Source organism: Microbacterium sp. SORGH_AS_0862, assembly GCF_030818795.1.
In the GTDB taxonomy this organism is placed as follows: Bacteria; Actinomycetota; Actinomycetes; order Actinomycetales; family Microbacteriaceae; genus Microbacterium.
Genome location: NZ_JAUTAY010000001.1, coordinates 3272155 through 3292025 on the forward strand (window position 1 = coordinate 3272155; position 19871 = coordinate 3292025).

Here is a 19871-nt window from a genome sequence, read left to right on the forward strand (position 1 = left end):
CTCTTCTCGTTCCGGTGACGCGGATAGGGTGAGCCCATGACCGTGGAGCGGACGATGCGCGTCGACGAGGCCAGCGGCGTCCCGCCTCGGCCCGGTCTGGTACTCGCTGCTCTCGTCCTGGCAGCGTTGGTGTGCAACCTCAATCTCGCCGCGGCCAACATCGCTCTGCCCGAGATCGGTGACGACTTCGCTGCCGGCCAGACCGGTCTCAACCTCGTCGCGCTCGGGTGCTCGCTCGGGCTTGCGATGTCCGTGCTGTATCTCGGTGCCCTCGCGGATCGATACGGCCGTAAGCAGATGCTTCTGCTGGGGCTCGCGTTGACCGTCGTCGCCAGCTTCGCGGCAGCCGCGGCCCCGTCGCTCGAGTGGCTCATCGCGGCTCGTGTCTTCACCGGCGTCGCCGCGGGCATGGCCTACCCGACGACCCTGTCGTTGATCACCGCGCTCTGGTCCCGCGGGCCCGCCCGTACGGCGGCGATCGCTCTGTGGTCGAGCGTCAGCGCGATGTCGGGAGTGCTCGGCGCTGTCGCGGCCGGCCTGGTGCTCGAGGCCTTCCACTGGCAGGCGGCCTTCTTGCTTGCCGCCCCTATCGCCGCCGTCGGGTTCGTGCTCGTCCTCGCCGTCGTCCCCTCCCACATCCGCGAGTCGGCGGAGCCGGTCGATCACGTCGGCGGCATCTTGTCGGTATTGGGTGTTGCCGCTCTCGTGGTCGGGGTGGGAGTCGTCGCCGCACCCGGGCAACGCCTGGCAGGCGGGATCAGCATTGCGCTGGCGGTCGTGCTGCTCGCGTGCTTCCTGTGGCGGCAACGCGCGACCGGGTCACCCCTGTACGACCTCGCCATCGCCCGTCGTCGGCTGTTCTGGGTGCCCGCGGTCGCGGGCATGATCGTCTTCGGCTCACTGATGGGAGCCATGTTCGTGGGCCAGCAGTTCCTGCAGAACATCCTCGGCTACGACACCCTCGAGGCGGGTCTGGCGGTCGTGCCTGCCGCGGCAGGGCTGCTGATCGCTGCGCCGGTCTCTGCGCGCATGGTCACCACGCGCGGTTCGAGGACGACGATGCTGGTCGGGTACGCCTTTGTGCTCGCAGGTTTCCTCACGACGCTGCTCTGGCGTGAGCACACGCCCTACTGGCTGATCGGCGTCGGGTTCTTCACGATCGGGGTCGGCGCCGGCTTCGCCATGACCCCCGCATCCCGCGCGCTCACCGATGCGACCCCGGTGCGGCGCGTCGGCATGGCCTCCGCGACCTCGGACCTCCAGCGCGACCTGGGCGGCTCGATCATGCAGGCCCTGCTCGGCGCCATCCTGGCGACCGGGTTCGCCGGTGCGTTCGCTCGGGCCATCGCCGCCTCGCCGTCCGCGTCGGAGGTGTCCGCCGAGGTGCAGGCAGCGCTACAGGCGTCTTTCGCCTCCGCGTTGCATGTCGCCGAACAGTTTCCGCAGTACCGTGCGGAGATCGTGGCTGCGGCGACGCAGAGCCTGGTCGACTGCGCGCTGTGGGCGTACGCGGTCGGCGGGGTGGCTATCGTCTCGGGAGCCGTGCTCGTGCGTGTCCTCCTGCCGTCGCACGGCGGCGAGCACAGCCTGATCGCCGAGTATCTTGCGGCCGACGCAGCCGATGATGCGCCGTCGTCAGAGCCCGCCGGCCAGTGACGGCCCGTCGCCCAGGTCGTCCATTGCGCGCGGAGGCGGTGGGTGGGTCGGCATCGGACGCCGGGGCGCGATAACGTCGGACTCATGAGCAACAGCGGCGACGGCGATGCGTACCCCGTCGCCGAGCATGTCGTCGATTCGCGGCGCATTCTGCGGTACCTCCGCGGATTCGGTCGTCATTTCGCCTTGCCGCCCTTCCTCGACACCGGTCGCGCGCGGACGACGGCGACACTCCAGCTCAGTCTGGCCGCGGTCGTGCTCGTCTATGTCGTCATCGCGGTGCCCTGGGGCTACGCCGGCGATCTCGGCCTCTTCTGGTTGGGTGCGATCGTCGTGCTCGGAGCGGGCGGCGTCGCGTTGCTGGTCCCATGGGCGAGAGTGTCCGCATGGTGGATCATGGCCGTCCCGATCATCGATCTGTTGGGGATCGCCCTGCTCCGACAATCGCTGCCCTCCGGTGGGTTCGGCGTTCTCTTCTTCATCCCTGCCATCTGGCTCGCTATCTACTTCGGCATCGGCGGCTATCTGGTGGGCATCATCGTCGCGCCCACCGTCCTGGTCACCACCGCGATCGTCGACCCTCGCCACGAGGTCGGATACGTCACCTTCAGCCTGCCGCTGATGATCGTGGTCGTCGCCACCATCAGCCTCGCTCTGGGACGGCAGATGACGGCGCAGCGGCTGCTCTTCACCCGTCAGACTCGCACCATGGCCCGCACCCTGCGCCGAGCGCAGAAGCAGGAGGAGCTGTTGGCGGAGGTGCTGGACACGATCGACTTCGGCGTCATCCGTCTCGCCGCCGACGGTTCCACGACGCTCGCGAACGAGGCGCACGCGCGACTGCAGCGCGCTGCCCGGTCGGCTGAGGCAGGCTCCGGCGGCGGTCACGCCGCCTTCGCGGCCGACGGCGTCACGCCCGTGGATCGGCACGACACGCCGTTCGCGCGAGCGGCACGCGGTGAAGTCTTCGACAACCAGATCGTGTGGTTCGGTGGCGACGGGCCGCGTCGCCGCGCCCTCAGCGTGACCGCGCGGCGCACGCGCGCCGTCGACGGCTCCGACAACGGCGCGGTGATCGTCTCGCGCGACGTCACGGCCGAGCTCACGGCGCTCCGCGCGCGGGACTCGCTGGTCTCCTCGGTCTCGCACGAGCTCCGCACGCCGCTCACGTCGATCATCGGCTATCTCGAACTCGCCGTCGACGACCCCGAGGTGCCCGAACGGGCGCGCGGCTACCTGGACGTGGCCGAGCGGAACGTCTCGCGCCTGTTGGAGATCGTGTCCGACATCCTGACGGCGTCGAGCACGTCAGAGATGTCGGCGGACCTCACGATCTCGCAACAGGACGTGGACATCGCCGACGTGGTGCGGGCGAGCGGAGAGTCCTGGGCGCCCGCTGCCGCCGAACGCGCGATCGCGATCGACATGGCGGGTGTTCGCCCCGCGCCGGCGTACGCCGATCCGCTGCGGATGCGGCAGGTGATCGACAACCTCGTCAGCAACGCGGTGAAGTACAACCGCGACGGCGGGCGCGTCACGCTCAGCACGACCTCCGACGGGATCACGACCATGATCACGGTCACCGACACCGGCGTCGGCGTCTCCGAGAGTGACCTGGGCAGGCTCTTCGAGCGCTTCTTCCGGGTCGCGGACACGTCGACCGGAACCGGGCTCGGGCTCTCGATCAGTCGCGAACTCGTGCGCGCGCACGGTGGCGACATCATCGTCACCAGTACGGCCGGCGTCGGTTCCACCTTCAGCGTGCAGCTTCCCGCGAGCGCTGAGTCGCTGGACGATCCGGACGCGATCGTCACCATCACCGGAACGGGCGCATCGCGGCGCAAGGGGGACCAGGCCAGATGACGCTCGATCCCATCACCGCAGGCATCTTCACCGCGATCGCGGTGGTCACGGTCGCGGTCACCTACATCGCCACCACTCTGTCGCGGCGCTACAGCGGCGGGGCGCAGCTGTGGGGAATCGGCTTCCTGCTGCAGATCATCGCCGTCGTCTGCACCGTGGTGATCGGCCTGTTCGACGCCTCGGAGTGGACGAACGTGTGGGCGCTCGCTCTGGGCAACGCCGCCGCCGTGGGTGCGGCCGGCTGCGTCCTGATGGGGTTCCGTGCCTACAACGGCGAGGAGGTCGCGGGGCCCTCGCTCATGGTCGTGTCCCTCGCCTTCCTCGTCGCGGCGGTCACCGTGGTCGAGACGCCGGTCGCGGGCGGGAGCACGAGTGTCCTCTGGTACAGCCTCGCCATCGCCGGATTGTGTGTCGGGGCGATCATCCACGCCGTCGGCCCCCGGACGAGACCTCGTGTCGCCACCTGGGTCTTCGTGGGCTCGACCACCCTCTTCGGCGCCTATCACGTGATGCGCGCGGTCGTCTCCCTGACGGCGGGAGAGGACAGCGCGGTCTTCGCGGCCTGGTTCGGTCCGGTCTCGCTGACCCTGGTGGTATTGGTGCTGGGCACGGTGTCCTCGTTGACGCTCTTCATGCTCCGCGCCGTGCTGGTCAGCGACCAGCAGCCCGCCGGTTTCGCCGCCGTGGACGAGGTGCTGGCGGCATCCGCGTTCCTCGCGAGGCTGCGGCGGATCCTGCGCCGCGCGGCGCATCGTACCGAGCTGGTCGTGGTCATCGCGGTGATCGTCGAAGACGTCGGAGCGATCACCGCGTCGTTCGGGCAGGAGGTCGCCGAAGCCACCACGCGAGTGCTGCGGTCTGCGGTGCGTGAGTTCGCGTCGCCGGTGGCGGCTGTGGGGGCGACGGACGATCGGACCATCATCCTCGTCGCGACGACCGCGTCCAGCCCTGCCGACGCGCGGCGCCAAGCGGGGCTCATCTACCGCGGCGTGATCGAACGCTTCGTGGATGCGAGAGGCATCGTGGTCCCAGGGGTGGGAGTCGGCGTCGCCCTCAGCCAGACCCTGGGCTACGGGCCCGAGGTTCTCGTGGAAGCGGCGACGATCGCCGCGGTCGAAGCATCCGAGAGCGACGAGACCTCGGTGGTCTTCGCCCAGGCGCGAGGCGTCGGCGCTCCTGCGTTCCCGGGCGAGCCGACGGAGCGATAGTGTCCACGATATGCACAGCGATGCTGCTCCCGCCCGGGGGAGAGGCGTACGCGCGTTCCTGCACGCGGGCCTCGCCGCGCCACGGGCTTCTCGTGCGTTCGCAGCTCGGGGGCGCTCCGCTGTCCTGAATCAGCTCGTGCTGTGTGCCCTGGTTCTGATCGTGGCAACGGTCGGGGTCCTCTCGTCGACACTGCGCAACCAGAGCCTGTTCCTGATCGGGGTCGTGATCATCTTCGCCGTCGGGACGGCGACCCTCGCCGTGCCTTGGGCCCGCATCCCTCGCGCGGTGCTCTACGTCTTGCCCATCGTCGACATCGCCGGTATCGCGGTGATCCGCGTCGCCGAGCCCATGAGCGGGCTCGGACTGATGTGGGTCTTCCCCGCGATGTGGCTCGCCACGCTGGGGGTCGTCGGATTCCTCCTCCAGTTCACGATCATCAACGCTGCGTACGCGGCGATCGTGGTGTCGGGGGGAACGACCGTCTGGGGATACACGACGTTCCTGCTCCCGGCGGCCGTTCTCGCGGTCGCGACGACCACGCTCATCTCCTCGCGGCGGCAGCGAGCGCAGGCGCACCTGCTCGAGAAGCAGGCGGCGCTTCTCAGCGGCGCGCTGCAGCGCGCCCAGCGCCAGGAGGAGCTCGTCATCGATGTCCTCGACGCGGTGGACTTCGGTGTGCTGCGCATCGCCCCCGATGGAACGGTGTCCGTGGTGAACGAGGCGCTGGGGCGGTTTCAGAACACGATCCCGGGATTCGGGTCCCGCAGCCGCGAGATCGAGAACGCGTACCGTGCCGACGGCGTCACCCCGTTGCCCCGGGCGGAACGCCCGCTGCTGCGGGCGCTCGCGGGCGAGGTGTTCGAGAATCAGGTGGTGTGGTTCGGCCACCCCGACGAACGTCGTCACGCCATGAGCATCACTGTGCGCCGCATGCACGACGCCGAGGGCGCGGATGCGGGTGCGGTGCTGATCGCGCGGGACGTCACCCCCGAGATGACGGCGATGAGGGCACGAGATCGCCTCGTCGCCTCCGTCTCGCACGAGCTGAGAACGCCCCTGACGTCCGTCCTCGGCTATCTCGATCTCGCGCTGGACACTCTCGACGACCCGGCGCAGGCGCGCCATTCGCTGGAGATCGCGGCGCGGAACGGTGAGCGGCTCCTGGAGATCGTGGCCGACATCCTCGCCGCATCCAGTGCATCGCGCTTGTCCGTCGACATGACGATCTCGCCCGAACCGATCGATGTCGCAGAACTGGTGGCGGCGACGGCCGAGGCCTGGCGCCCCCGGGCGGCCGAGCGCGCGGTGACGATCGTCACATCCGGCATCGAGCCGGCCCGCGCGTTCGCCGATCCCCTGCGGCTCAGGCAGGTCCTGGACAACCTCGTCAGCAATGCCGTCAAGTACAACCGCGACGGCGGCGCCATCTTCCTCGGCTGTACCACTGACGGCGAGTCGACGTGGATCCTCGTCCGAGACACCGGAACGGGCATCCCGGAGTCCGACCTCGGTCGGTTGTTCGAACGGTACTTCCGTGCGCGCACCGACGTGGAGGGGACCGGACTGGGCCTCTCCATCAGTCGTGACATCGCGCGTGCCCACGGCGGTGACATCACGGTGCAGACGAGCCGTGGTCTGGGCTCGACGTTCCTGGTGCATCTTCCCGCCGATGAGCGCCCGGTGCGGGCGACCGCGGTGCCCGGCGAGCAGACCGGGAGTCCGGAATGAACATCGACCTGCTCACCGCATCGTTGTTCACCGCGCTCGTGGGCAACGTGGCCGGGGCCGTGTTCATCATCGACACGATCCTGCGCCGTGACCACGGTCCCGGCCGCATCTGGGCGATCGCCTTCCTGTGCGGGATGACGACGACCATCGCGTACAGCATGTGGGCGGCGGGTGTCAGCGAGGTGCTCACCGTCGCGGTGGGCAACGCGCTGTTCGTGACGACGACGGCGGTGATGTGGCTCGGCTCTCGCAGCTTCAATCAGCGACCGATCGGTTCGGCGACGGCGGTGACGTTGCTGGGTGCGCTGATCGTGGCCGGCGCCGTCATCGTCGAAGGACCCGACGGCGGAGACTGGGCGGGGTGGTTGACGATGGGCATCGGCGTGGTCGTGTTCTCCGTCCTCGCCGCGGTCGAGACGCTCCGTGCGCCGATGCGCCGCTTCGGAACCGCCGCGGCGCTCGCCATCGTCTTCCTCGTGACCGCTGCGTTCTATCTCGCCCGTTGCGTGGTCTTCGTCGTCGCGGATCCCGGCAGCACGCTCTTCCTCGAGGCGTTCGGCTCCGTCGTCGCCAGCTTCTTCACCGTCGTGCTGACCGTCGTCGCCGTCGTCGTGCTCTCGCTGCTCAGGGCGGCGCAGGTCGATCTGCGCTCGTTCGCGTGGATGAGCAGCAGGGGAGTCAACTCGGACGGCATCCTGCTGGCGGCGACGCTTCGAACGGCGATGGCGGACGTCATCGAGCGCGCCCGATGGCGCGGCGAGCTGGTGTCGACCGTCGCCGTGCGCGTGGCCGATCTCTCGGAGATCCGCACGGCGTTCGGCGCGGACGTCGTGGGCGATGTGCTGCAGCATTGGCGGCAGAGCGTACGTCGGTACGCGCCGTCGTTCGCCCTCGTCGGCGAGGACGGAGAGGATGCGCTGATCATCGTCACGCGCGCGGCGACCGCGGCGGAGGCGCGGCGACAGGCCGCCGTGATCTATCGCGGTGTGCTCGAGGCGCTCGGCGCCGTGAGTCGTGCGGTCATACCCTCCGTGGGAGTCGGGGTCGCGTTGACGGAGACTGTCGGTTATCGAACGGAGGTCCTCGTCCAGTCTGCGCGCCTTGCGGCCGTGCAGTCCGCGACGAGCGTCGAGTCGTCCGTGCTGTTCGGCGGGCTGGCGGAGGCGGGACCGGGCCCGGGCTGACGTCGTGGCATGCTCGAGGCATGCCTCTCATCGCACTCACCGGCGGGATCGCGTCCGGCAAGTCGACCATCGCGCGTCGTCTCGCCGAACGCGGCGCGGTCATCGTCGATGCCGATGCCATCGTGCGGGAGGTGCAGTCGGTGGGCTCTCCCGTGTTGGCGCAGATCGCAGCCGAGTTCGGGCCCGCGGTCATCCAGAGCGACGGCTCGCTGGATCGTGCCGCGCTGGGCGCGATCGTCTTCTCGGACGATGCGGCGCGGGAACGCTTGAACGCCATCGTCCATCCGGCGGTGCGACGCGCCTCGTCCGAGCGTTTCGCTCGGGCCTTCACGGAAGATCCGGATGCGGTGGTCGTCTACGACGTCCCGCTACTGGTGGAGGCGCGCGTCGACGATCCATGGGAGTCGATCGTGGTCGCCCACGCCCCTGCCGCGGTGCGCGAGCGCCGGCTCGTGGAGCTGCGAGGCGCGAGCGAGCGCGACGCCAGGGCGAGGATCGCCGCCCAGGTCTCCGACGAGGAGCGCCTCGCCGTGGCCGATGTGGTCATCGACACGTCGGGCTCCCTCGCGGATACCCTCGCGCAGACGGACGAGCTGTGGGAGCGGCTACGGGGCTGACCGCCCCGATGTCCGTGGTCGCGCCTACGCTGGAACGGTGCAGACCACACGATCCGTTCGCCCCTTCGAGGTCGTCAGCGAGTACGTTCCGTCCGGCGACCAGCCGGCCGCGATCGCCGACCTCGCCGCCCGAATCAACGCCGGCGAGACCGACGTGGTGCTGCTGGGCGCCACCGGCACGGGCAAGTCCGCCACGACCGCCTGGCTGATCGAACAGGTGCAGCGCCCGACTCTCGTACTCGCCCACAACAAGACGCTCGCGGCCCAGCTCGCCAACGAGTTCCGCGAGCTCATGCCGCACAACGCCGTCGAGTACTTCGTGTCGTACTACGACTATTACCAGCCTGAGGCGTACGTCCCGCAGACCGATACGTTTATCGAGAAGGACTCGTCGATCAACGCCGAGGTGGAACGCCTGCGTCACTCGACGACGAATTCCCTGCTCAGCCGGCGTGACGTCGTTGTGGTCTCCACGGTCTCCTGCATCTACGGCCTCGGTGCACCCGAGGAGTATCTGCGCGCCATGGTGGCGCTGCAGGTGGGGGAGCGCTATGACCGCGACGCTCTCATCCGGCAGTTCATCGCGATGCAGTACAACCGCAACGACGTCGACTTCTCGCGCGGCAACTTCCGCGTCCGCGGCGACACGATCGAGATCATCCCGGTCTACGAGGAGTACGCGATCCGCATCGAGCTCTTCGGCGACGAGATCGAGGCGCTGTACACCCTGCACCCGCTCACGGGTGAGATCGTCGAGCGGATGGACTCGGTGCCGATCTTCCCCGCGTCGCACTACGTCGCAGGAACGGATGTGGTGCAGCGCGCGATCGGCACGATCGAGACCGAGCTGGCGGAACGACTGAAGGAGTTCGAGTCGCAGGGCAAGCTGCTGGAGGCGCAGCGGCTGCGCATGCGCACGACCTTCGACCTCGAGATGCTGCAGCAGCTCGGATTCTGCTCCGGCATCGAGAACTACTCGCGGCACATGGACGGGCGCGCGCCGGGCGAGCCTCCGCGCACGCTGCTCGACTTCTTCCCGGACGACTTCCTCCTCGTGATCGACGAGTCGCACGTGACCGTGCCGCAGATCGGGGCGATGTACGAGGGCGATGCGTCCCGCAAGCGCACTCTCGTCGAGCACGGCTTCCGGCTGCCCTCGGCGATGGACAACCGACCGCTGCGGTGGGACGAGTTCAAGAACCGGATCGGCCAGACGGTCTATCTCTCGGCGACGCCCGGTCGGTATGAGATGGGAATCGCCGACGGCGTGGTGGAGCAGATCATCCGCCCCACGGGTCTCGTCGACCCCGAGATCGTGGTCAAGCCCTCCAAGGGGCAGATCGACGATCTGCTGGAAGAGATCCGGCTCCGGGTCGAGCGCGACGAACGTGTGCTCGTGACCACACTGACCAAGAAGATGGCGGAGGAACTGACCGACTTCCTCGGCGAGCACGGCGTCCGCGTCAGGTACCTGCACTCCGACGTCGACACGTTGCGCCGCGTCGAGCTGCTGAGCGAACTGCGAGCGGGGGTCTACGACGTGCTGGTGGGCATCAATCTGTTGCGCGAGGGTCTCGACCTCCCGGAGGTCTCCCTCGTGTCGATCCTCGACGCCGACAAGGAAGGGTTCTTGCGCAGCGGAACCTCCCTGATCCAGACGATCGGTCGCGCCGCGCGCAACGTATCCGGCCAGGTGCACATGTACGCCGACAAGATCACCGATTCGATGCGCAACGCGATCGACGAGACCGAGCGGCGCCGCGAGAAGCAGATCGCCTACAACACGGCTAACGGCATCGATCCCCAGCCGCTGCGCAAGAAGATCGCCGACATCACGGACGCGCTGATCCGCGAGGGCGCCGACACGAAGGCGATGCTCTCGCGCGATCCGAAGGGCAAGGGCAAGTCGCCCACACCGAATCTCCGTCGCGAGGGCATCGCGGCCGAGGGTGCTGCCCAGCTCGAGGCGACGATCTCCGATCTGTCCGATCAGATGCTCGCGGCGGCTTCGGAGCTGAAGTTCGAACTGGCCGCGCGGCTGCGCGACGAGGTTCAGGACCTGAAGAAGGAGCTTCGCGCCATGGAGCGCGCCGGCCACGCCTGATCGGGGAGCGTCCCGGTCTGCGCGTGCCGACGCGCTGCGGGCCGATCACGCCGGTCGGCTGGCGCGCCCATCGCTCAGGGGCAGTGCATGATCGGCTTCGGCCCGGACCGGTCGAACGTGTGCGCCGACATCGGGGCGCCGCACAGCGGGCACGGCCTCTCGGTGCGCACCGGCTCCGGCGCCGTCTCATAGGGACCCACGGATGCCGGACCCGCCGCGCGGATCAGTGTGCGGTTGATCCAGGCGTACCAGCCGCCTGCGTCACGCACGCGCTGTCGCAGGGGTGGACGCGGGTTCTTGTGTGCCATAACCATTAGTGTACTAATGAATCGGTACGATGGAGCGATGACCGACGATCTGCTCCGGCTCGAGAACCAGCTCTGTTTCGCCCTGGTGACCGCGGCGCGCAACGTCGTCGCGATCTATCGGCCCGTGCTGGAGCCGCTCGGCCTCACGCATCCGCAGTACCTCGTGCTGCTCGCGCTGTGGGAGCACTCGCCGCGCACCCTGGGGGAGCTCGCGGAAGAGCTGGCGATGGAGCCGGCGACTCTGTCGCCGCTGGTGAAGCGGCTCGAGGCACAGGGAAGGGTCACCCGCACGCGTCGCGCCGACGACGAGCGCGTCTTGGAGATCGGGCTCACGGATGCCGGGCGCGAGCTCCGCGAGGCCGCCGTCCGCGTGCCGCAGCAGATCATGGCGCGCGTGGGTATGGATGCCGCGCAGCTCGCGGCGCTGCGGGACTCACTGGCGCCGTTCGCCGGACGACGACCCGAGTTCTGAGCGGACGCCCGTACACGATCGTGCGCTCTCGGCGAAGCTCGGAGCCCGTGTCCGTGGCCCTGCCTAGACTTGCGTGGTGCCCATCTCGCCTGTCTCCGAACTCGCCCACGACGCCGGAACTCTCAGTGTCCGTGGCGCCCGGGTCCACAACCTGCGCGGCGTCGACCTCGACATCCCTCGCGACTGCCTCGTCGTCTTCACGGGTCTCTCCGGATCCGGCAAGTCGAGCCTCGCGTTCGACACGATCTTCGCCGAGGGGCAGCGCCGGTATGTCGAGTCGCTGAGCTCTTACGCGCGCCAGTTCCTGGGGCAGGTGGATCGTCCCGACGTCGACTTCATCGAAGGGCTGAGCCCCGCGGTGTCGATTGACCAGAAGTCCACCAACCGCAACCCGCGTTCCACGGTCGGCACGATCACCGAGATCCACGACTACATGCGCCTGCTGTGGGCGCGCATCGGCGTGCCGCACTGTCCGGAGTGCGGCGAGGTCATCCAGCGTCAGACCGTGCAGCAGATCGCCGACCAGCTGATGACGCTGCCCGAGCGCACGCGTTACCAGATCGTGGCGCCCGTCGTCACACAGAAGAAGGGGGAGTTCGTCGACCTCTTCAAGGAGCTCAGCGCGAAGGGCTACGCGCGGGCCGTGGTCGACGGCGAGCTCATCCAGCTGTCCGAGCCGCCGACGCTGAAGAAGAGCTACAAGCACGACATCGCCGTCGTCGTCGACCGGCTCGTCGCCAGCGCCGACATCCTCTCGCGCGTCACGGACTCGGTCGAGACGGCTCTCGGTCTCGCGGGCGGGGTCATGCAGGTCAACTTCGTCGACGAAGAGGGCGACGACGCATGGCAGAACTTCAGCGAGAAGCTCGCGTGCCCGAACGGACACCCTCTCCAGCTCACCGAGATCGAGCCGCGGACGTTCTCCTTCAACGCTCCGTTCGGTGCGTGCCCGACGTGCTCGGGCCTCGGCACGCGGATGTCGGTCGACGTCGAGCTCATGCTCGGAGACGAAGACCTCTCGATCCGCGAGGGCGTCCTGGTGCCGTGGACGACGCAGGGCAAGGGGTTGTTCCAGTACTACGAGCGCCTGCTCGAAGGACTCTCCTCCGACCTCGGCTTCTCACTCGATACGCCGTGGCGCAAGCTCCCGCAGGACGTCAAGGATGCGGTGCTGCACGGCGACAACTTCAAGGTCTCGGTGAAGTGGAAGAACCGCTACGGCCGCGAGATGCGCTACACCTCCGGCTTCGAGGGCGTCGTGCCGTACATCGAGCGTCAGTACCAGCAGGCCGAGTCCGACAGCGCCCGGCAGCGGTGGGGGGAGTATCTCCGCGAGGTGCCCTGCCCGGTGTGCGACGGCACGCGCCTGAAGCCGGAGGTGCTCGCCGTCAAGGTGCACGGCCACTCGATCGCCGACGCCTCGAGTCTCAGTCTCATCGACGCGCAGGGCTTCTTCGACGGCCTCGAACTGACAGACCGGGAGGCGAAGATCGCCGCCGCCGTGCTGCGCGAGATCCGCGCCCGTCTGAACTTCCTCATCCAGGTCGGCCTCACCTACCTGAGCCTGTCCCGTGCGGCGGGCTCGCTCTCCGGGGGTGAGGCGCAGCGCATCCGGCTCGCGACACAGATCGGTTCCGGCCTCACCGGCGTGCTCTACGTGCTCGACGAGCCCTCCATCGGCCTTCACCAGCGCGACAACCGGCGACTCATCGAAACGCTGCTGGCGCTCAAGAACCTCGGCAACACGCTCATCGTCGTCGAGCACGACGAGGAGACGATCCAGGCCGCGGACTGGATCGTCGACATCGGCCCGCGCGCGGGCGTGGAGGGCGGACGCGTCGTGCACTCCGGCACCTACCCGCAGCTGCTCGAGGAGTCCGAGTCGCTCACCGCCGCATATCTGTCCGGCCGGCGTTCCATCGCGGTGCCGGCCAAGCGTCGCAAGATCGACAAGAAGCGGCAGATCTCGGTCGTGGGCGCGCGCGAGAACAACCTCAAGAACGTCACCGCGACCTTCCCGCTGGGTGTGCTGACCGCTGTGACCGGCGTCAGCGGGTCGGGCAAGTCATCGCTCGTCAACGGCATCCTCTACGAGGTGCTCGCGTCACGGCTGAACGGCGCGCGCCGCGTTCCCGGCAAGCACACGCGGGTGACAGGCCTGGAGAACCTCGACAAGGTCGTGCACGTCGATCAGGCCCCGATCGGTCGTACGCCCCGATCGAACCCCGCCACCTACACCGGCGTCTTCGACCGCATCCGCACGCTGTTCGCGGAGACCCTCGAAGCCAAGGCGCGCGGCTATCAGGCCGGACGGTTCAGCTTCAACGTCAAGGGCGGGCGCTGCGAGGCGTGCTCGGGTGACGGCACGATCAAGATCGAGATGAACTTCCTTCCCGACGTGTACGTCGACTGCGAGGTCTGCCACGGCCAGCGCTACAACCGCGACACGCTCACGGTGCACTACAAGGGCAAGAACATCGCCGAGGTTCTGCAGATGCCCATCGCCGAGGCGGCGGAGTTCTTCGAGCCGATCCAGGCGATCCACCGCTACCTCAAGACGCTCGTCGACGTGGGTCTCGGCTACGTCCGTCTCGGACAGTCGGCGACGACCCTCTCGGGGGGCGAGGCGCAGCGCGTGAAGCTCGCGACCGAGCTTCAGCGACGCTCGAACGGGCGCAGCATCTACGTGCTGGACGAACCGACGACGGGTCTGCACTTCGAGGACGTGAGCCGGCTCCTCGAGGTGCTCAACAGCCTCGTCGACAAGGGCAACACCGTCATCGTGATCGAGCACAACCTCGACGTGATCAAGTCGGCCGACTGGGTGATCGACCTCGGCCCCGAGGGCGGTTCCGGCGGAGGGACGATCGTCGCGACCGGCACGCCGGAGCAGGTAGCCCAGGTGTCCGAGAGCCACACCGGCGCGTTCCTCGCGGAGGTGCTGGGCGTCGCCGAACAGCGCAAGGCCGGCTGAGCGTGCTGCCCTATCGACCCAAGCAGGGGGAGATCCCGACGAGCCCGGGGGTCTACCGCTTCCGTGACGCCGAGGGCCGCATCCTCTACGTCGGCAAGGCGAAGAACCTGCGCGCGCGGCTCTCGAACTACTTCGCTCCACTGCATACCCTCCACGAGCGCACGCGCCGCATGGTCACCACCGCGACGTCGGTCGAGTGGACGGTCGTCGGCAGCGACGTCGAGGCGTTGCAGCTGGAGTACATGTGGATCCAGGAGTTCTCGCCGACCTTCAACGTGCGTTACAAGGACGACAAGTCCTACCCCTACATGGCGATCACCCTGGCGGACGCGGCGCCGCGGGTGATCGTCACCCGCAACCGGCGGATCAAGGGGGCGAAGTACTTCGGGCCGTATCCGAAGGTCTGGGCCGTGCACGACGTGATCGACCTCATGATCAAGGTCTTCCCGATCCGCACCTGTTCGGATGCGTCCTACAAGAAGGCGATGGCGACCGGACGCCCTTGCTTCCCCGGGCAGATCGGGCGCTGCGGCGGTCCGTGCTCGATGAAGGTCACGATCGAGGAGCACCGCGCGATCGTCGATGACTTCATCGCCTTCATGGCGGGCGGCGACCAGCGTTTCGCGCGGGCTCTCACGGCCCGGATGCGAGAGGCCGCCGCAGCGATGGACTACGAGGCCGCAGCCGGGTACCGCGACAAGCTGCAGGCGATCGAGGCCGTTCTGGGCAAGAGCGCCCTGGTGCTCTCCGACGACACGGACGCGGATCTGTTCGGCATCGCGGAGGACGAGTTGGCAGCCGCCGTGCAGCACTTCGTGGTGCGCGGCGGTCGCGTGCGCGGTGTGCGCGCGACCACGATCGAGAAGGAGATCGACATCTCCGGTGCCGAGCTCGTGGACCAGGTCCTCCAGCGCACGTACGGGGATGCGGCTGCCGCCGACATCCCGAAGCAGGTCCTCGTGCCGGCCCTTCCGGACGATGTCGCGGAGCTCGAGCAGTGGCTGCGGGGCAAGCGCGGCAAGAACGTCACGATTCAGATCGCCCAGCGCGGCGGCAAGGCCGATCTCATGCGCACGGCCACGCTCAACGCGCAGCAGGCGCTCATGCTGCACAAGACCCGGCGCACGAGTGACTACGTCGCCCGGACGCAGGCGTTGACCGACCTCCAGGAGGGGCTGGGGCTCGCGACGGCGCCGTTGCGCATCGAGTGCTTCGACGTCTCGCATCTGGCGGGCACCAACGTGGTGGCCTCGATGGTCGTGTTCGAGGACGGCCTGCCGCGCAAGGACCAGTACCGGTCCTTCTCGGTCGCGGAGACGACGGACGACACGGACTCGCTGTACCAGGTCTTGACCCGTCGCCTCGCCCACCTCGATCGCCCCGAGGACGCGGACGACGTCGAGATCGCCGCCGCGGCGATCGATGCCGAACAGGCATCCGCCGACGGCGAGGTGGCGACCGTGCGAAAGCGTCCGAGATTCGCCTATCCGCCGCAGCTGCTGATCGTGGACGGCGGCCAGCCGCAGGTCGCGGCGGCCGCGCGGGCGCTGGAGGAGTCGGGCCACACCGAGATCGCGTTGTGCGGCATCGCCAAGCGGCTGGAGGAGATCTGGCTGCCGGGGGAGGAGTACCCGGTCATCCTGCCCCGCACCTCGGAGGCGCTGTATCTCGTGCAGCGCCTGCGCGACGAGGCGCACCGGTTCGCGATCACACACCAGCGCAAACGCCGTCGGCGCGACATCTCCAGCGTGCTGGAGGAGATTCCCGGTCTCGGCGCTGCGCGCATCCGGGCGCTGCTGCGTCACTTCGGTTCGGTCACGGCGTTGCGCGGTGCGACGGTGGAACAGATCGCCGAACTCCCCGGCATCGGACCCAAGCTGGCGACGGCCGTGCATGAGCACCTGACGAGTCGATAGTCTGGGCGAGGCGGACAGGGGAGAGGGATGACGGACCCGGACACGGCGAACGCCGGAGAGGTGCTGATCGTCACCGGCATGTCGGGCGCGGGGCGCTCGACCGTCGCGAACGCCCTTGAAGACCTCGATTGGTACGTGGTCGACAACCTTCCTCCCCAGATGCTGCGCCCGCTGCTCGAGCTCTCGGAGCTGGCCGGGGGTGCGGTCCCGAGGGTCGCTGTGGTCGTCGACGTACGCGGGCGGGAGCTGTTCGGGCGCGTGCCCGAGATCGCCGACGCCCTTCGTGCGCATCGACGGCTGCGCATCGTCTTCCTCGACGCCAGCGACGAGGTTCTCGTGCGGCGGTTCGAAGCCGTGCGACGGCCGCATCCGCTGCAGAGCACGGGAACGATCGTCGACGGCATCCACCGCGAGCGTCAGCGCCTGGCTCCGCTGCGCGAGAGCGCCGACCTGATCATCGACACCTCGTCTTACAACATCCACCAGCTCACGACGCGGGCGGCCGAGCTGTTCTCCGCCGAGGGAAGCCCGCTGCACACGGTCTCGGTGATGAGCTTCGGGTTCAAGTACGGTCTCCCGGCGGACGCGGACCTCGTCGCCGACATGCGCTTCCTGCCCAATCCCTATTGGACGGATGAGCTGCGCTCGCTCACGGGCGAAGACGAGGCGGTGCGCGACTTCGTGCTCTCGCAGCCCGGAGCGCGTGAGTTCCTGGACGCGTACACCGCCGCGCTGGCCCCCGTCATCGCCGGGTATCAGCGGGAGAACAAGAGGCACTCGATCATCGCGATCGGCTGTACGGGTGGCAAGCACCGGTCCGTCGTCATGGCGCGGGAGATCGCTGCACGATTGTCCGAGATGCCGGATGTGGCCGTCGGCGTCACACATCGGGACCTGGGGCGAGAGTAGGCTGGAACGTCGTCCCGTTCCCCATTCCCACAAGGAGTACCGTGCCGCTGACCGCCGATGTGAAGGCCGAACTGATCGCCGGTCGCGATCCGCGTCCGAGTGCCCGAGTGGCCGAGTTGACCGCTATCCTGCGGTTCGCCGGCGGGCTTCACGCGATCGCGGGGCGCGTCGCCGTCGAGGCGGAGGTCGATTCGGAGGCTCTCGCGCGACGCGTGGCCCGCGAACTGGTCGACCTGTACGGTGTGCGGCCCGAGCTCGCGCACGTGCAGGGCACCTCGGGCCGGCCGGGCACGACGTATGCGGTGCGCGTGATCGACGGCGGCGAGACCCTCGCCCGCCAGACGGGTCTGCTCGATCAGCGTCGCCGTCAGGTGCGGGGGCTGCCGAATCGCCTGACGACGGGCGCTCGTCACGATCTCGCCGCCATCTGGCGCGGTGCATTCCTCGCCGCGGGCAGCCTCAGCGACCCCGGCCGCTCTGCGGCTCTCGAGATCGCGTGCCCGTCCGGTGAGGCCGCGATGGCGCTCGTCGGCGCCGCTCACCGCATCGGGATCGCCGCCAAGGCGCGCGAGGTGCGCGGGCTCCCGCGCGTCGTCGTCCGGGAAGGCGACGCGATCCGCGCCGTGCTGCACGAGATGGGCGCGCGTCGCGCCGCTCAGGAGTGGGAGCAGCTGCGTCAGCGTCGCGAAGTCCGTGCGGGGGTCAACCGCCTCGTGAACTTCGACGACGCCAATCTGCGACGTTCCGCGCAGGCTGCCGTCGCCGCGTGCGCGCGCGTCGAGCGCGCGCTCGAGATCCTCGGCGACACCGTGCCCGAGCATCTGCGTGCCGCCGGTGAACTCCGCCTCGCGCACCGCGATGCGAGCCTGGACGAGCTCGGCCATCACGCCGACCCGCCGTTGACCAAGGACGCCGTCGCCGGCCGCATCCGCCGGTTGCTGGCGATGGCCGACAAGAAGGCCGAGACCGAGGGTCTGCCGGACACGGAGTCCGCCGTGCCCGCCGCCGCCAAGGACTGACCGCTCCGACGGGGCGACGTCATCGAAGGAATCAACCCCTGCCTCGCTCGGTTCTCCCTCAGTAGGATGAAGGCGTCATCCCCGCATCGCCGAGGCGTTCGGCGCTGCGCCCGACAGGAGGAAGAGAACATGGCGAAGTACACGCTGCCCGAGCTCCCTTACGACTATGCCGCGCTCGAGCCGAGCATCAGCGCGACGATCATGGAGCTGCACCACAGCAAGCATCACCAGGCCTACGTCACCGGCGCGAACACCGCGCTGGAGCAGCTGGCGGAGGCCCGCGACAGCGGAAACCTCGCGAACGTGAACAAGCTCGAGAAGGACCTCGCGTTCAACCTCGGCGGTCACACCAACCACTCGATCTTCTGGACGAACCTCTCGCCCAACGGCGGCGACAAGCCGACCGGCGAGCTCGAGGCCGCCATCGACGACCACTTCGGCTCGTTCGACAAGTTCCAGGCGCACTTCACCGCTGCTGCTCTGGGCGTGCAGGGCTCGGGCTGGGCGGGTCTGTTCTGGGACTCGATCGGCGAGAACCTCATCATCCAGCAGTTCTTCGACCAGCAGTCCCAGTTCGCCGCAGGCAGCGTTCCGCTCCTGCTGCTGGACGTCTGGGAGCACGCGTACTACCTCGACTACAAGAACGTCCGTGCCGACTACGTGAAGGCGTTCTGGAACATCGCCGACTGGTCCAACGTCCAGTCCCGCTTTGTCACGGCGCGAGAGAAGACGGCGGGCCTGCTGGTAGGGTCATGATCAGGTGAGGATGCCTCGGAGCCCTCGCCGTGCGGGGGCTCCGGCATCCCCCTCTCCGAGTCGATGCGCACCCACGCACGGCTCACCCCGGGAGGACAACCCGGGATGGAAAAGGCGCTGCGGCGCGACGAGAAAACGGGAGACACCGTGTCTGTCAAGATCGGCATCAACGGCTTCGGCCGCATCGGACGCAACTACCTGCGCGCAGCGCTCGCGCAGGGTGCGGACCTGGACATCGTGGCGGTGAACGACCTCACCGACAACAAGACTCTGGCCCACCTGCTCAAGTACGACTCCATCACGGGTCGTCTGGACGCAGAGGTCACGTACGACGAAGACTCGATCACCGTCGGTGGTCACAAGATCAAGGTGCTCGCCGAGCGCGACCCCGCCAACCTCCCCTGGGGCGAGCTGGGCGTCGACATCGTCATCGAGTCCACCGGTCGCTTCACCAAGGCCGAGGACGCGAAGAAGCACATCGCCGGCGGCGCGAAGAAGGTCCTCATCTCGGCTCCCGCGACCGGTGACGACGTCACCATCGTCATGGGTGTCAACGAGGGCGACTACAACCCCGAGACCGACGTCATCATCTCGAACGCGTCCTGCACCACGAACTGCCTCGCCCCGCTGGCGAAGGTGTTCAACGACAACTTCGGCATCGAGCGCGGCCTCATGACCACGGTCCACGCGTACACGGCCGACCAGAACCTGCAGGATGGCCCCCACAGCGACCTTCGTCGCGCGCGTGCCGCCGCGATCAACATCGTGCCGACCTCGACCGGCGCCGCGAAGGCCATCGGCCTGGTGCTGCCGGAGCTCAAGGGCAAGCTCGACGGCTTCGCGCTGCGTGTGCCCGTGCCCACCGGCTCCATCACCGACCTCACGGTCGAGGCGTCGCGTGAGGTCACGGTCGACGAGATCAAGGCCGCGTACAAGGCTGCGGCCGAGGGCCCCCTCAAGGGCATCCTGAAGTACACCGAGGACGAGATCGTCTCCAGCGACATCGTCACCGACCCGCACTCGTCGATCTTCGACGCCGGTCTGCTGCGCGTCATCGGCAACCAGGTGAAGCTCTCCAGCTGGTACGACAACGAGTGGGGCTACTCCAACCGTCTCGTCGACCTGACCGAGTACGTCGCCGAGCGTCTCTGATCCA

General features: G+C 68.5%; 15 protein-coding genes. 14 read left to right on the forward strand and 1 reads right to left on the reverse strand.

Going from position 1 to position 19871, the window contains the following annotated elements:
* Positions 1-36: 36 nt before the first annotated feature.
* From QE377_RS16130 to uvrB, 7 genes are all read left to right on the forward strand, one after another.
* Complete coding sequence (locus QE377_RS16130; protein WP_307325300.1) at positions 37-1656, forward strand: MFS transporter; 1620 nt, start codon at positions 37-39, stop codon at positions 1654-1656.
* A gap of 84 nt (positions 1657-1740) precedes the next feature.
* Entirely contained in the window at positions 1741-3519 is a 1779-nt protein-coding gene (locus QE377_RS16135) for a cell wall metabolism sensor histidine kinase WalK (protein ID WP_307325303.1), read from the forward strand.
* Positions 3516-4727 (forward strand): hypothetical protein, encoded by a 1212-nt coding sequence (locus QE377_RS16140; protein WP_307325305.1) that lies wholly within the window; start codon positions 3516-3518, stop codon positions 4725-4727. The genes QE377_RS16135 and QE377_RS16140 overlap by 4 nt, the downstream gene beginning before the upstream one ends.
* A gap of 160 nt (positions 4728-4887) precedes the next feature.
* The gene (locus QE377_RS16145) at positions 4888-6456 is read left to right on the forward strand and encodes an ATP-binding protein (RefSeq protein WP_307325308.1); all 1569 of its coding nucleotides are present in this window, start codon (positions 4888-4890) and stop codon (positions 6454-6456) included.
* Positions 6453-7640 (forward strand): diguanylate cyclase, encoded by a 1188-nt coding sequence (locus QE377_RS16150; RefSeq protein ID WP_307325311.1) that lies wholly within the window; start codon positions 6453-6455, stop codon positions 7638-7640. Before QE377_RS16145 ends, QE377_RS16150 begins: the two co-directional genes overlap by 4 nt.
* A gap of 20 nt (positions 7641-7660) precedes the next feature.
* A complete protein-coding gene (gene coaE / locus QE377_RS16155) occupies positions 7661-8257 on the forward strand; it encodes a dephospho-CoA kinase (protein ID WP_307325314.1) in 597 nt (198 codons plus the stop codon).
* Between the two features lie 37 nt (positions 8258-8294).
* The gene (uvrB, locus tag QE377_RS16160; protein ID WP_307325317.1) at positions 8295-10361 is read left to right on the forward strand and encodes an excinuclease ABC subunit UvrB; all 2067 of its coding nucleotides are present in this window, start codon (positions 8295-8297) and stop codon (positions 10359-10361) included.
* 74 nt (positions 10362-10435) lie between these two features.
* On the opposite strand, the gene QE377_RS16165 is transcribed toward uvrB, so the two are convergent.
* Entirely contained in the window at positions 10436-10669 is a 234-nt protein-coding gene (locus QE377_RS16165; RefSeq protein WP_307325320.1) for a hypothetical protein, read from the reverse strand.
* 37 nt (positions 10670-10706) lie between these two features.
* Between QE377_RS16165 and QE377_RS16170 the strand changes: the two genes are divergently transcribed.
* The 7 genes from QE377_RS16170 to gap all read left to right on the forward strand — a co-directional run bounded on the left by QE377_RS16170 (position 10707) and on the right by gap (position 19867).
* Positions 10707-11141 carry a MarR family winged helix-turn-helix transcriptional regulator gene (locus tag QE377_RS16170; RefSeq protein WP_307325323.1) on the forward strand — a complete coding sequence of 145 codons (435 nt, stop codon included), beginning with the start codon at positions 10707-10709 and terminating at the stop codon, positions 11139-11141.
* Positions 11142-11217: 76 nt separating this feature from the next.
* Complete coding sequence (uvrA, locus tag QE377_RS16175; RefSeq protein WP_373459542.1) at positions 11218-14115, forward strand: excinuclease ABC subunit UvrA; 2898 nt, start codon at positions 11218-11220, stop codon at positions 14113-14115.
* A 2-nt stretch (positions 14116-14117) separates the two neighbouring features.
* Positions 14118-16031: an excinuclease ABC subunit UvrC gene (gene uvrC, locus QE377_RS16180; protein ID WP_307325329.1), complete on the forward strand. Its 1914-nt coding sequence runs from the start codon at positions 14118-14120 to the stop codon at positions 16029-16031.
* A 27-nt stretch (positions 16032-16058) separates the two neighbouring features.
* Positions 16059-16940 (forward strand): RNase adapter RapZ, encoded by an 882-nt coding sequence (gene rapZ, locus QE377_RS16185; protein ID WP_307325331.1) that lies wholly within the window; start codon positions 16059-16061, stop codon positions 16938-16940.
* Between the two features lie 41 nt (positions 16941-16981).
* A complete protein-coding gene (gene whiA / locus QE377_RS16190; RefSeq protein ID WP_234075379.1) occupies positions 16982-17959 on the forward strand; it encodes a DNA-binding protein WhiA in 978 nt (325 codons plus the stop codon).
* Between the two features lie 129 nt (positions 17960-18088).
* Complete coding sequence (locus QE377_RS16195; protein ID WP_137417062.1) at positions 18089-18715, forward strand: superoxide dismutase; 627 nt, start codon at positions 18089-18091, stop codon at positions 18713-18715.
* A gap of 147 nt (positions 18716-18862) precedes the next feature.
* On the forward strand, positions 18863-19867 hold the full coding sequence (gene gap, locus QE377_RS16200; RefSeq protein WP_137417061.1) for a type I glyceraldehyde-3-phosphate dehydrogenase: 1005 nt from the start codon (positions 18863-18865) through the stop codon (positions 19865-19867).
* The last annotated feature ends 4 nt before the right edge of the window (positions 19868-19871 follow it).

Excerpts from the sequence above, each read along its gene's own strand:
- QE377_RS16170 (WP_307325323.1), top strand. The coding sequence starts at position 10,707 with ATGACCGACGATCTGCTCCGGCTCGAGAACCAGCTCTGTTTCGCCCTG.
- QE377_RS16135 (WP_307325303.1), top strand. The coding sequence starts at position 1,741 with ATGAGCAACAGCGGCGACGGCGATGCGTACCCCGTCGCCGAGCATGTC.
- QE377_RS16140 (WP_307325305.1), top strand. The coding sequence starts at position 3,516 with ATGACGCTCGATCCCATCACCGCAGGCATCTTCACCGCGATCGCGGTG.
- QE377_RS16195 (WP_137417062.1), top strand. The coding sequence starts at position 18,089 with ATGGCGAAGTACACGCTGCCCGAGCTCCCTTACGACTATGCCGCGCTC.
- QE377_RS16150 (WP_307325311.1), top strand. The coding sequence starts at position 6,453 with ATGAACATCGACCTGCTCACCGCATCGTTGTTCACCGCGCTCGTGGGC.
- QE377_RS16165 (WP_307325320.1), bottom strand. The coding sequence starts at position 10,669 with ATGGCACACAAGAACCCGCGTCCACCCCTGCGACAGCGCGTGCGTGAC.
- coaE (WP_307325314.1), top strand. The coding sequence starts at position 7,661 with ATGCCTCTCATCGCACTCACCGGCGGGATCGCGTCCGGCAAGTCGACC.
- rapZ (WP_307325331.1), top strand. The coding sequence starts at position 16,059 with ATGACGGACCCGGACACGGCGAACGCCGGAGAGGTGCTGATCGTCACC.
- QE377_RS16130 (WP_307325300.1), top strand. The coding sequence starts at position 37 with ATGACCGTGGAGCGGACGATGCGCGTCGACGAGGCCAGCGGCGTCCCG.